The 12,220-nt window shown below is 68.7% G+C and carries 9 protein-coding genes and 3 pseudogenes; 9 read left to right on the top strand and 3 right to left on the bottom strand.

Annotated features, from left to right (window positions below; genetic code table 11):
- Positions 1 to 552 precede the first annotated feature (552 nt).
- From B0I29_RS43945 to B0I29_RS43935, 3 genes are read left to right on the top strand one after another with little or no spacing between them, the layout of a single operon-like run.
- Positions 553 to 2,133, top strand: coding sequence for a glycosyltransferase (locus B0I29_RS43945; protein WP_181558299.1), 1,581 nt, complete (start codon positions 553 to 555; stop codon positions 2,131 to 2,133).
- Entirely contained in the window at positions 2,130 to 2,447 is a 318-nt protein-coding gene (locus B0I29_RS43940; protein ID WP_111655127.1) for a hypothetical protein, read from the top strand. The genes B0I29_RS43945 and B0I29_RS43940 overlap by 4 nt, the downstream gene beginning before the upstream one ends.
- Positions 2,444 to 2,722, top strand: coding sequence for a helix-turn-helix transcriptional regulator (locus B0I29_RS43935; protein WP_146617105.1), 279 nt, complete (start codon positions 2,444 to 2,446; stop codon positions 2,720 to 2,722). Before B0I29_RS43940 ends, B0I29_RS43935 begins: the two co-directional genes overlap by 4 nt.
- Before the next feature lie 465 nt (positions 2,723 to 3,187).
- Here the strand turns inward: B0I29_RS43935 and B0I29_RS47665 are convergent, their stop codons facing one another.
- Together B0I29_RS47665 and B0I29_RS43930 are read right to left on the bottom strand one after the other, a co-directional pair.
- Positions 3,188 to 3,316, bottom strand: coding sequence for a hypothetical protein (locus tag B0I29_RS47665; RefSeq protein WP_260329104.1), 129 nt, complete (start codon positions 3,314 to 3,316; stop codon positions 3,188 to 3,190).
- Between the two features lie 180 nt (positions 3,317 to 3,496).
- The gene (locus B0I29_RS43930) at positions 3,497 to 4,069 is read right to left on the bottom strand and encodes a recombinase family protein (protein ID WP_245973213.1); all 573 of its coding nucleotides are present in this window, start codon (positions 4,067 to 4,069) and stop codon (positions 3,497 to 3,499) included.
- Between the two features lie 245 nt (positions 4,070 to 4,314).
- On the opposite strand from B0I29_RS43930, the gene B0I29_RS43925 reads away from it, so the two are divergent.
- The 6 genes and pseudogenes from B0I29_RS43925 to B0I29_RS43910 form a co-directional block, all read left to right on the top strand.
- Positions 4,315 to 4,809, top strand: coding sequence for a chromosome partitioning protein (locus B0I29_RS43925; protein ID WP_245973210.1), 495 nt, complete (start codon positions 4,315 to 4,317; stop codon positions 4,807 to 4,809).
- A 116-nt stretch (positions 4,810 to 4,925) separates the two neighbouring features.
- Positions 4,926 to 8,252: a P-loop domain-containing protein gene (locus B0I29_RS43920; RefSeq protein ID WP_146617104.1), complete on the top strand. Its 3,327-nt coding sequence runs from the start codon at positions 4,926 to 4,928 to the stop codon at positions 8,250 to 8,252.
- 1,372 nt (positions 8,253 to 9,624) lie between these two features.
- Positions 9,625 to 9,708 (top strand): annotated as a pseudogene (locus tag B0I29_RS47930) (hypothetical protein); the annotation flags it as partial.
- Between the two features lie 120 nt (positions 9,709 to 9,828).
- Complete coding sequence (locus B0I29_RS47925; protein ID WP_245973214.1) at positions 9,829 to 10,017, top strand: hypothetical protein; 189 nt, start codon at positions 9,829 to 9,831, stop codon at positions 10,015 to 10,017.
- A gap of 51 nt (positions 10,018 to 10,068) precedes the next feature.
- On the top strand, positions 10,069 to 10,209 hold the full coding sequence (locus tag B0I29_RS47920; RefSeq protein ID WP_311733480.1) for a hypothetical protein: 141 nt from the start codon (positions 10,069 to 10,071) through the stop codon (positions 10,207 to 10,209).
- Positions 10,210 to 10,221: 12 nt separating this feature from the next.
- Positions 10,222 to 10,902: pseudogene (locus tag B0I29_RS43910) on the top strand (TniB family NTP-binding protein); the annotation flags it as partial.
- Here the strand turns inward: B0I29_RS43910 and B0I29_RS46235 are convergent.
- A pseudogene (locus B0I29_RS46235) lies at positions 10,888 to 12,220 on the bottom strand (hypothetical protein); the annotation flags it as partial. The pseudogenes B0I29_RS43910 and B0I29_RS46235 overlap by 15 nt on opposite strands.

Genomic DNA, 12,220 nt, shown 5'->3' with positions numbered 1-12,220 from the left:
CGCACAGGGCGCCGCTCAGGCGGGTGGCCTGGGTGAGGGTGTACTGGTCATCGGACCTCCAAGGTCGTTCATGTTGGGAGCCGAACAGCACCTCGATCGGGTAGATCCGCGCAACGGACCCGCGTGTCAGATCTGAATTTCAGATCTGCGCTAACGGTTTTAGCGCATTCGTGAAGCGTCCCGGGCGACGCCGTCGCGGCTCGCTCACCACGAACAACACCCCGTTCGCCGTCCGGTGCGGCCTTGCCGGGGCCGAGGTAACCGCGCGTTGCGGTCAGGCGCCGACGACGACCGGTTGACCCCTGCCGAGCGATACCGGAGACCGAAAAATCCCAATACCTTCTAGCGGGTCCAAGTAGAACGGGAGACGAGACAACTTATGGGCCCCTACGGAAGCATTCCCGGCCGTGGCTCCCTCGCCATCACAGGCGCATCGGCCATCGGGCTCGCGCAGGCCGGTTTGGTCGCGCTGGCGATCGGCATCGTTTTGGTGACCACCGCCGCGGTCGCCGTCCGAATCGGATGGCGTCGGCGCCGGGAAGTGTCGTCGCGGTGACGTTCGCCTCCGCCCAGCTGGTTCGGCGGCGAGTCGTGCTCGCCGCCGTTCCGCTGCTCGCGCTGATCGCCGTTTGGGCGCTCTCTCACAGCGTGTCCCTGCTCGGCTGGGCCAGCCGTGACGGGGAAACCAACGGCCTAGCCGTCGCCTACGCGGTGACTTTCGCCCTGTTCGTGTGGCAGGCGCTGATGTTCTTCAGCGACAGGCCGGCCACCGTCACGGATCGCCAGCAGCGTCAACTCGACGAGCTGCGCGTGCTCGTGCCGGTGCCGAACTTCAACGAGTCGCCGGAGGCGCTGCAGTCGACGGTGGCGGCGATCCTCGCGCAGGCCCGCCGCCCTTACATGATCTATGTGGTGGATGACGGCTCTGAGCAGGGCTCTTACGACGCGCTGCTCCCGTGGTTCATGCAGGCGTGCCGCGAGGCCGGGGTGATCGGCCGGTGGCAGCGGCAGGACAACGGCGGCAAGCGCTCGGCGCAGGCCACCGCGCTGCGCGAGACAGTCGATGAGCACCAGATCGATGTCGTGTGGACGGTCGACTCCGATGCCCGCCCTGACGCCCAGTGCCTACGGGAGGGGTTAAAGCCGCTCGCCGATCCTGAGGTGATGACGGTGACCTCGGTGATCCTGACCGAAAACACCCGTGACTCGACCCTGGCCCGCATCATGGACCTGACCATGGTGTCGCTGCAGCTGACCGACCGCTCAGCGATGTCGGTGGCAGGCGCGGTGCTGGTGAACTCCGGTGCGTCCGCGTTCTACCGGGCCGCGGTGGTCCTGGACAACCTCGATTCGTACCTCAACGAGAAGTTCTTCGGCCGCGAAATGAAGATCAGTGACGACTCGTTGCTCACCCTGTACGGCCAGATCCGCGGACGTACCGTTCAGCAGCCCACCAGCCTGGTGTTCACGACCATGCCCCATCGGTTCAAGGGGCATTGGAAGCAGCAGACCCGCTGGGGCCGTGGCTCGTTCATCCGTTCCTGGTGGCGCATGAAGTACCTGCCCACCAACCGGTTCTCCTACTGGTGGCACCTGATCCGCTGGTCCGGGTTCGGCATCAACACCGTCGCCCTGCTGACCGTCATGGTTGTCGACCCGCTCGTCACCGACCGCCCGGCGTCGGCGTACCTCAAGATCCTGACGTGGTCGGTGATCGTGCAGGTCTGCATTGGCTCGTCAATCATGCTGCGCTCGTTCTGCATCCGGCGTTCCGACCAGTCCCTGGCCTACCAGCTCGGAACGTTCGCCCTGGCGCCGCTCGCCGTACTGTGGTCGGCGACTGTCCTGCGCGCCAACCGCTGGTACTCGATCTTCACGTGCCTGAACATGGGCTGGCAGACCCGGCCGGACGACGAGGCGCCGAAGAACCGGCCGGAGCACTGGCTGCCCCCGGACCAGGCCAGCACCCGGATCATGGACGTCCGTGACATGCGCCGGCGCGTCGGCCCTCCGCCACAGCCCAGTCCGCCGCCGGCTTGGCCGCTGATCCCCGCCCAGCACGGGCGGCATCACACCGACGACACCCAGACCCGCCGGGTCGGCCCGGGGCAACGCGAGGCGGCCCGGCGATGACTGGCACCACGGTCGGCGTCCAACAGGTCACGATGCAGATGCGGGCGGTCGCCGCTGCGATCCGGGACGGCCACAACTGGGGTACCGGCATCACGGAACACACCGGCGTCTCTACTCAGGTCGTGTACCCGATGCTCGCCCGCATGCGGCAGTCCGGCTGGGTGACGTGGGAGCAGGAACCCGCCCACGTCGCCGCCCGGCACGGCCGGCCGCAGCGCACCCTATATGCCCTGACCTGCAAGGCTGTCGACGCGCTCGGCTTCGGCCTGCGCGTTCCGCGGCCCCGGACGTCGCACGAGACGGTCTGGCGATGAGCGGTCCAGCACCATCCAAGATCCGGATCACTGGCAGCGCCCGGATGGTCGCCGAGGCCATCCGGGACGGTCACACCTGGGGACTGGCGATCATCAAGCAGACCGGGATGCACCAGGCGGTGGTGTATTCGACGCTGCGCCGGTGGCGGGAAGCCGGGTGGGTGACGTGTGAGAACGAGACAATGGAAGCCGCGGCCGCCGCGAATCGGCCCCCACGCAGGGTATACGAGCTGACCAGCACAGCGATCGACGCGCTGGGCTGGCATGACCTGTAGAGCCACGGGGGCGGGACGTCAGGGGCGTCCCGCCCCCGATTGCAGGAGGCGTGCCGGCCGCGACTCACGCGAACCTTGAATCGTGGCAAATCCTCGCTATCACGCACAATCCGCTAACATTGCGCCGAGTCTTCCCACCAAGGAGGCTTTCGTGCGGTACCGCGGGGTACATAACATCGCCGATAGCGGCCGATCCAAACCAGCCGCCCACTCGGCTCCGCACTGCGGGCAGCTCACCCGCTGGTCCACCCGGGCCGCCACGATCCAGGCCCGGCTCCGCCGAACCGTACGCCAGTCCCGCGCCTGGCACGCCGGTCGGCTGTGGGGACCAGCGACAGCCAGCCCCGGGCATCCCGCTTTGGCCGGATTAAGGTTGTCGCAGGAAATACCGGATTCCCTGCAGCGATCGACACGATGGTGGCGGCCGGACTCAATACGAGCCCGAACGCCGCCCGTGGCGAACCGCTAGTTGTCGGTGAAGTTGTCGATCACCCACTGGACGCCGGCTTTAACCGCACCGGCCACGACACCACTCACGGCGGCCAGCAGGATCTTCACCCTCAGGCGGGGCTTGGAATTGTCGGTGGCGCTCATCGCGCTCTCCCTCAGGTCGAAACTCAATCGGGCTGACCGGCCGGTCGAGAGTGAGCTTGCGACGACCTAAGGGGAGATTTACTCAGTGGCGACGAGTACCGATGTCACCGTGGAAGCCCGCAGGTCACAGTGATAGTGGAGAGGCCATCACGCGACGAGTGGCGATGAGATCCGACGAGTTCAGTCGGTGAGCCTGCCGAGGTGACGGTAGATCGTGGGCCGGGTGACGCCGAACTCGGCGGCGATCTGTTCGGCGGTGTGCATGTGACGCCCGTCGGGTCCGACCTCTTCGTACATCTCCCGGGCGATCTTCGCCTGGCGGGCGGTGAGCTTGGGCTTCTGCCCACCAGTGCGACCGCGGGCACGGGCGGCGGCCAGGCCGTCGAGGGTGCGCTCGGACATCAGGGCGTGCTCGAACTCGGCGATGGCGCCGAGGGATCTGGAAAACATCCGCCCGACCGCGGTGGAGGTGTCGATGCCCTGGTCGAGCGCGACGAGGTCAACGCTGCGCTCCTGCAGTTGGGCCGACAGGTCGATGAGGTGTTCCAGGAACCGGCCGAACCGGTCGAGCTTGGTGACCACGAACTGGTCGCTCGGTCGGTGCGCGACCAGAAGCGCCTTGTCGAGCTCCGGCCGGCGGGCGAGCTTGCCGGAAGCCTTGTCGATGAAGATCTGTTCACATCCGGCGGCGGCGAGGGCGTCGTGTTGGGCGTTGGGGTTCTGGTCACGGGTGGAGACCCGTCCGTAGCCGATCCGCGTCGCGATAATGTATCGCGAACCCTCGTGAGCATTACGAAGGCGCGGACACGGGTTTCGTTACAAAGTCGACCTCGGAAAACGCGATGGTATCTGTCGATTTCCGAAGTCTTGTGCACCGATGCCTGAAGTCCTCTGCACTGAGGCGTGTGCGCTGGGTCGTCTGTTCGGGTGATGGATGGCTCGGTACGGTGGGTGCGGGTCTGGTCCACAGTGAGGCGAACTGTTCGGGGAGGCGCCAGGTGCCGGTGGTGGAGGCTTCGGTGGTCGCTGGGATGGTGATCGCGTGGGCGGTACGGAAAGCACGCCGGGCTGCGGGCCGGATGGACGACACGGTCGACGCCGCGATCGACGCGGGCGCGGACCGGCTGCATGACGTTGTCCTGTCCAGGCTGGGTGAGCCAGTGCGCGAGGACCTCGCGCAGGAAGCGGCGGATGAGTCCGGGCAGGTCAGCGAGTTGACCCGCCAGCAGGTCGAGTTGGCGGTGGCAGCGGCAGCGCGCCGGGACGAGACGTTCGCCGAGACGGTTACTGATCTGCTAGCCCAGCTGCGGGCCGCCAAGCAGGCAGCGGGTACTCAGGTGCTGGCCGCGCCGGGATCGGCGGTGTTCACCGGCGGGGTGAACGCGACCGCGCATGATCAGGCGACGGCGATCGGGCAGGCCGGAACCGTCAACATCGGCGACCAGCGCCGGGAGAAACCGGACCCTCCCCGGCCGGGTCGGCCCGGCCACTGACCGGACCCGGTGACGGCGGCGCTTCTGACGAGGCGCCGGGGTGGCAGGCCGCGCGGGGGCGGGGGGTGCTCGGGCACGGTGAGCAGGGCGGCGTCGGGATCGGTACGGCTCGGACGGTGAACGTGTTCCTGTCCGGAGCAGAGCCGCTGGTAGCGCCGCGGTCGGCGTATCTGGCGCAGGTCCGCCGGATCGCGCCGCCCCAACTGCTGGACCGGGATGCAGAGTTCGCCGAGTTGGCCGGGTTCTGCTTGCAGGAGCATCGGGGCCCGTATGTGTGGTGGCAGGCGGGGCCGTGGGCGGGTAAGTCGGCCTTGTTGTCGACGTTCGTACTGAACCCGCCGGAGGAGGTCCGTTCGCGGGTGCAGGTGGTGGCGTTCTTCATCGCCGCCCGACTGGCCGGTTCCGACACGCGGGCGGCGTTCGTGGCGGCGCTGACCGAGCAGCTGACCGCGTTGACCGACGAGCAGGCACCCGCGGTTATCGATGAGGGATTGCGGGAGGCGTGGCTGCTGGACTTGCTCGGTCAGGCCGCGCAGGCCTGCCGGCAGCGGCAGGTACGGCTGGTGTTGCTGGTCGACGGCTTGGACGAGGACCGCAGCACGGCCAGCGGCGACCACCCGCACAGTATCGCCGGGCTGCTACCGGCCGACCCGCCGGTCGGGATGCGGGTGATCGTGGCCGGGCGGCCGAACCCGCCGATCCCCGACGATGTGCCGCATTGGCATCCGCTGCGCGATCCGGGCATCGTGCGCCGGCTGTCCGCGTCGCCGTACGCGCAGGATCTGCAGCGCCTCGGCAAGGCCGAACTCAGACGCCTGTTGAAAGGCAGCCCGGTCGAGCAGGACCTGCTCGGCCTGGTGGCCGCGGCTCGTGGTGGCCTGTCCGGGCCCGATCTGCGGGAGCTAACCGGCGCCGGGCTGGTCGCCATTGAGGACGTGTTGCACACCGTGGCCGGGCGGACCTTCACCCGCCGCACCGCCCAGTGGGATCCGTACACCGGCCCCGAGGTGTACCTGCTCGGCCACGAGGAACTACAACAGGCCGCCACCAGCTACGTCGGCGAACCCCGGCTGGCCGAATACCGCACCCGCCTACACGCCTGGGCCGACAGCTACCGCACTCCCGCCAACGGCCGCCCGCCGTGGCCGGCCGATACCCCGGAGTACCTGCTCCGCGGGTACCCCGGCATGCTGGCCACCACCGGTGAGGTATCCCGGCTGGTCGACCTGGTCACCGACCCGGACCGCCACGACCGGATGCTCGACCTGTCCGGCGGCGACGCCGCCGCCCTCGCCGAGATCATTACCTGCCAAGACCTCGTCCTGGCAGGGTCAGAACCCGACCTCGAGGCGATGCTGCGGCTGTGCATCCGCCGCACCAATCTCACCGACCGCAACACCAACATCCCCACCAACCTGGCCGCCGTCTGGACCACACTCGGCTTACCCGCCCGAGCCGAGGCCTTGGTCCGCTCTTTGACCGACACAGATTTGCAGGAGCAGGCAATGGCTGCGGTGGCCGAGGCCACAGCCGCGGCCGGCGACGTCGGCCGGGCTGAGGAGATGGCCCGAACCTCACTAACCCATTCGAGCTTGCTGGGGCAGGCGTTGACCGCGGTGGCCAAGGCAAGGGCTGCTGCCGGCGACTACGACCGAGCTCAGGAACTGGCCCGCTCCGTTGAGAGCGAGCCGGAGATGGCAGAGGCGGTGGCGGCGGTGGCCGGTGCGATGGCCAGCCGTGGCGACTATGTCCAGGCGGAGAGGCTGGCCCGTTCCCGCAGGAACGAATTTGAGCGGGCGTTGGCGGTCACTGCGGCAGCTGGGGCGATGGCCGCATCCGGCGCGCATCGCCGGGCCGAGGACTTTGCTCGCGAGCTATCTGACCGAGGCTGGCAGGCAGAGGCGCTGGCCGCAGTAGCTCGCGCGTTGGCCACCGCAGGCCACTCCGATCAAGCTCGGAGGGTCGGCAATGCCGCCGAGCAAGCCATCCAATCTCTCACCGATCCGAATCGGAGGGCCCGCGCGTTGACCGCGGTCGCCATCGCACTTGCCGCCACCGGCGACCACAGCCGGGCCAAGTCTCTGACCGATTCTCTCACCGATCCGTATCGGAGGGCCCGCGCGTTGACCGCAGTCGCCGTCGCGCTAGCCGCCACTGGCGACCACAAGCGGGCCGAAGCCTTAATCAGCTTCGATCTGGACGAGGACTTGAAGGCACAGATGGTGGCCGAGGTAGTCCGGGCGGTAGCCGCCGCCGGCAATTACGCCCAAGCTGAGAGGCTGGCCGGCTCTTTAGCCGATCTATCCCGGCGGGCGCAGGCGTTGACCACAGTAGCCCAGGCGATGGCTGCGGCCAGCGACTACGACCAGGCACGGCAGGTCGCCACCGCTGTCGAGGCACTGGCCCGATCTCAGGTGGATCCGTCTCGGCAGGCGCGGGCATTGACCGCGGTAGCCGAGGCAGTGGCCGTCGCTGGTGACTACGACAGGGCTGTAGCCCTTGCCCGGTCTCACATTGACCCGCCGTGGCGGGACCGAACGTTGGTAGCAGTAGCTGCGGCGGTGGCCGCCGCCTGCGCCTACGACAGGGCTGAGACCATCGCGCGGTCCATCACCATCGAGGGCTGGCAGGTGGAGGCGTTGACCGCGGCGGCCAAGGCGGCTGCCGCCGCTGGCGACTACGGCCGGGCCCGGCAGACGGCTGCTGGTGCCGACGGCCTAGCCCGATCCATTGCCGAGCCGTCCTCTCAGGTGTGGGCGTTGGCCGCCGTGGCCGAGGCTCTGGCCGCTGCGGGCCAGCATGACCGGGCCCGGCAGGTGGCAACCGTCGCCGAGGCCGGAGCCCGGTCCCTTACCGATCTGCCGTGGCGGGAACGGGCGTTGACCACAGTGGCCGAGGCGATGGCCGCCATAGGCGATCCCGGCTCGGCAGATGGCCTGGCCGCATCCATCACGGATAGATCGTTGAAGGGGCGAGTGTTGATCGCCTCCGCCCGGGCGGTAGCCGCCGCCGGCGACTACGACTTGGCCGAGGCCATGGCCTTCTTCTATCCGGCCTGGAGGCATAGGGCGATGACCGCGGTGGCCGAAGCGATGGCTGCCGCCGGCGACTACGACCGAGCCGAGGGTCTGGCCTTCGCGCTCGACACCCCGTGGAGAGATGATGCGCTGATTGCGGTGGCTGCCGCGGTGGCCGCTGCCCGCGGCTACGACCGAGCTGAGAAGTTGGCCCGCGCCTGCGCCGACCCCGACTGGCAGGCTCAGGCACTGACTGTCGTGGCGGATGCGGTGGCCAACAGTGGCAGCCTGGACCGCGCCCGGCGCCTCGTGTGCGAAGCGCTGGCGCAGGCATCGTGGGAGATACCACTGTCGGTGTTGGCTAGGCACTGGCCGCAGGTGGTGCTGCGGCGCGTGGACAAGCTGTCCGGTAACGAACGTTCGTGATACGTCCTTGGTGTCATTTCCCGAAGTCGGTTGCACTGACGACCTGGGGATCCACGGGTGAGTGAAGCCGGGTCGGGAAGGCTGTGTTCCCGTACTCGTGTGCACTAACGTCGATTTCCCTGGAGTCGTGTTCACCACGATGAGGCGTGATGGAGGATCCGTCCGGGCGTCTGGTTGAGCGTGGCGTGTTGTCGGCGCCGGATGCTGCGTGGGCGTTGGCGGTCGAGCGTGCTGCGGTGATCGGTCGACTGGTCGAGGCCGATCGGGTGTCCGTGGAGGCGGCGGATGTCGCCACGGCTGAGCTCGGGATTTCTCGGCGTCGGGTGTACGCGCTGGTGCAGCGGTGGCGTGAGGGTTCGGGTCTGGTATCGGACCTGCTGGTGGGTCGCTCCGGCGGCGGCCGTGGTGGTGGCCGGTCGCCCGAGGCGGTCGAGACGGTGATGCGGGAGACGCTGCGGTCGCGGTACCTGAGTCGGCAGCGCCGCTCGCTGTCCGCAGTCCACCGGGAGATCGCCCGGCTGTGCAAGGCCCGAGGGTTGCCGGTGCCGTCGCGCGGTGCGCGGTGCGGCGGGTGGCGCGGCTGGATCCGGTGCAGGCGGTGGCCTCGCGTGAGGGGCGTGACGCGGCGCGGGCGTTGCAGTCGGCTGGTGGGTGGCGCCGGTGGTAGACAGGCCGTTGGTGCAGGTGCAGATGGATCACACGGTGGTCGACGTGGTGGTGGTCTATGAGCAGCATCGGCTGCCGGTCGGCCGTCCGTACGTGACGGTGGCGATCGACGTGTTCAGCCGGGCGGTGGTCGGTCTGGTGGTGACGTTGGAGGCGCCGTCGGCGTTGTCGGTCGGGTTGTGCCTGGCGCACATGGTCGTCGACAAGCGGGCCTGGCTGGAGCAGCTCAGGGTGGACGCGGTCTGGCCGATGGCGGGTAAACCGGTCGAGATCTATGTCGACAACGCGGCCGAGTTCCATAGCGAGGCGCTGACGCGCGGCTGCGCCCAGCACGGGATCGGGTTACGGTGGCGGCCGCCGGGTCAGCCGCACTACGGCGGGGTGGTCGAGCGGGTCATCGGCACGTTTATGCAGCAGGTGCACGAGCTGCCGGGCACGACGTTCTCCCGCCCGGCGCAGCGGACGGGCTACGACAGCGACGCGCAGGCTGCGTTGACGCTGGCGGAGCTTGAGCGGTGGCTGGCTCTGGCGGTCGAGGTCTACCACGGCGAGGTGCATTCCACGCTGGGCCGGACTCCGGGTGGGGTGTGGGCTGAGGCCACCACCGGTGCGCCGCCGGTGGTGGTGAGCAACGCGACCGCGTTCCTGGTCGACTTCCTGCCGGTGATCCGTCGCACGCTGAGCCGGGCCGGGCCGGGCCGGGTTCATGATCGACCACGTCGGCTATCTCAGCAACGCGTTGAAACCGTGGATCGCCCGCCGGGGTCGACTGGACCGATTCGTGCTGCGCCGCGACCCGCGCGACATCAGCCGGATCTGGGTGCTGGACCCCGACGGCGGCACGTATCTGAAGGTGCCGTACCGGACGGTGTCCCATCCGCCGATCAGCGTGTGGGAACAGAAAGCGGCGGTGGCCCGGCTCCCTGAGCAGGGCCGCGCCGAGGTCGACGAGACCGCGCTGTTTCGGATGGTGGAGCAGATGCGCGCGATCACCGACACCGCGACCCGCACGAAGCGTCGGGCCCGCCGCGACGCCGCCCGGCTCACCGCCACGCCGGCACCGAAGCCGCCGGTGCGGCTGGGGGCCACCGCCGGCTGACAGCGAGGCCGGTGTGGTGGCGGCCTTCGACGTCGAGCAGTGGTAACTCCGGTGGCCGAGTATGACGACACCGAGGTCGAGGTGGTCACCGCGGTCGACCTGTCGCACCTGCAGGAGGCGGCCCGCACGATCGCCCGGCTGCCTGCCGATGAACGGTTACGGCACGTGCGGGCCGAGCGGTGGATCGGCTAACCGCGGGCGGTCGATGCCCTGGCCAGGCTGGAGACGCTGCTGACCTGGCCTTCGCGGCAGCGGATGCCGAACCTGCTGCTGATCGGGCCAACCAACAACGGCAAGTCGATGATCGTGGAGAAGTTCCGCCGTACCCACCCCCGGATATCGCGGCCGGACCGGGAGGAGATTTAGGTCCTGGCGTTGCAGATGCCCTCGGAACCCTCGGTCAAGCGGTTCTACGTGACGATCCTGGCCGCCCTGGGCGCGCCGCTGCGGCCCCGGCGGCAGCTCGCCGAGTTGGAACAGACCGCCCTCGCGCTGCTACGGGTGGTCGGCGTACGCATGCTGATGATCGACGAGCTGCATAACGTCCTGGCTGGTCGCGGCGAGGGTCGGCGGGAATTCCTGAACCTGATCCGGTTTCTCGGCAACGAGCTGCGGATCCCGCTGGTCGGGGTCGGCACCCGGGAGGCGTACCTGGCGATCCGCTCCGACGACCAGTTGGAGAACCGGTTCGAGCCGGTGACGCTGCCGCTGTGGGAACCCGGTGAGGACATCTGTTCGCTGCTGGCCGCGTTCGCGATGTCGTTTCCGCTGCGCCGCCGCTCGGCGATCGCCACGCCAGCGATGGCGCAGTACCTGCTGACCCGCAGCGAGGGCACGGGGACACGGGTAGCGTTACATTCTTATGATCAACTAGTGGCCTGTTGAGCTGCGCCGATCCGGATCAGTGTCCGGGCCGCTGGAAGTGTCTCGCGAACGTTCGTTATCGAACAGTATTTCTGCGACCCGCAACACCACCCCCGGCGCCACCTTCGCAACTACGGACAACGGTGTCCACCACAGGCCCACCCCGAACGCCTCACTTAACAACCGGCACGCCTCTGGCGGGCCTACTTCTTGGGCGAGAGCGCTGAACGCCCGCGCCCGCTCGTCCGGGTCGGTGAGGGACCGGGCGATCTGCTCAGCCCGGCCCGGATCACCCGCAGCGGCCACCGCTGACACCAGCGCGCTCAGAGCTCCGGCTTGCTCGTGCGGGTCAATTATCGACAGAGCGATCTCCTCAGCCCGGTCCGCATTCCCAGTTGTAGCCACCGCAGCCACCAGCGTCCTCAATGCCCGCGCCCGCCCAAATGTGTCAAAGATAGACCGGGCCATCAACTCGGCTCTATTGATCAGCCGTCGGGTCCTGTCCGGGTCGCCGGCAGTGGCCACTGCTGGCATCAGCGCGCTCAACGCCCGCACCTGTTCGGCCGGGTCGGTGATGGCCCGGGCGAGCTGCTCAGCCCTGCCCAGGTCATCCGCAGCGGCAACCGCCGACCACAGTGCGTTCAACACCCACATTCGTTGGTTCAGGTTGGTGATGGCCCGGGCGATCTGCTCAGCCCTGTCCAAGTCGCCCGCAGCGGCCACCACCGGGACCAGTGCGCTCAACGCTCGCGCCTGCTCGTCTGGGTTGGTGATGGCCCGGGCGATTTGTTCAGCCCTGTCCAAGTCGCCCGCAGCGGCCACCACCGGGACCAGTGCGCTCAACGCTCGCGCCTGCTCGTCTGGGTTGGTGATTGCCCGGGCGATTTGTTCAGCCCGGTGCGGATCGCCCGCAGCGGCCACCGCCGACGCCAACGCGCTCAAGACCCCCGCCTGTCCGTATCCATCGATGGACAGGGCGGTCTGCTCGGCGACGTTGGTTAGCCGTAGGGCCCTGTCCGGGTCGCCGGCAGCGGCCACCACCGGGACCAGTGCGCTCAACGCTCGCGCCTGCTCGTCTGGGTTGGTGATGGCCCGGGCGATTTGTTCAGCCCGGTGCGGATCACCCGCAGCGGCCACCGCCGACGCCAGTGCGCTCAACGCTCGCGCCTGCCGGTTCGGGTTGGTGATTGCCCGGGCGATCTGTTCAGCCCGGTGCGGATCGCCCGCAGCGGCCACCACCGGGACCAGTGCGCTCAACGCTCGCGCCTGCTCGTCTGGGTTGGTGATGGCCCGGGCGATTTGTTCAGCCCGGTGCGGATCACCCGCAGCGGCCACCGCC

The sequence above is a fragment of the Actinoplanes lutulentus genome (assembly GCF_003259845.1).
In the GTDB taxonomy this organism is placed as follows: Bacteria; Actinomycetota; Actinomycetes; order Mycobacteriales; family Micromonosporaceae; genus Actinoplanes; species Actinoplanes lutulentus.
The sequence above is the reverse complement of the archived record's forward strand: the minus strand, read 5'-3'. Positions and strand labels throughout refer to the sequence as shown.

Bases quoted from the DNA above. Each gene is read 5' to 3' on its own strand.
- B0I29_RS43940 (WP_111655127.1), top strand. From the start codon at position 2,130: ATGACTGGCACCACGGTCGGCGTCCAACAGGTCACGATGCAGATGCGG.
- B0I29_RS43935 (WP_146617105.1), top strand. From the start codon at position 2,444: ATGAGCGGTCCAGCACCATCCAAGATCCGGATCACTGGCAGCGCCCGG.
- B0I29_RS47665 (WP_260329104.1), bottom strand. From the start codon at position 3,316: ATGAGCGCCACCGACAATTCCAAGCCCCGCCTGAGGGTGAAGATCCTG.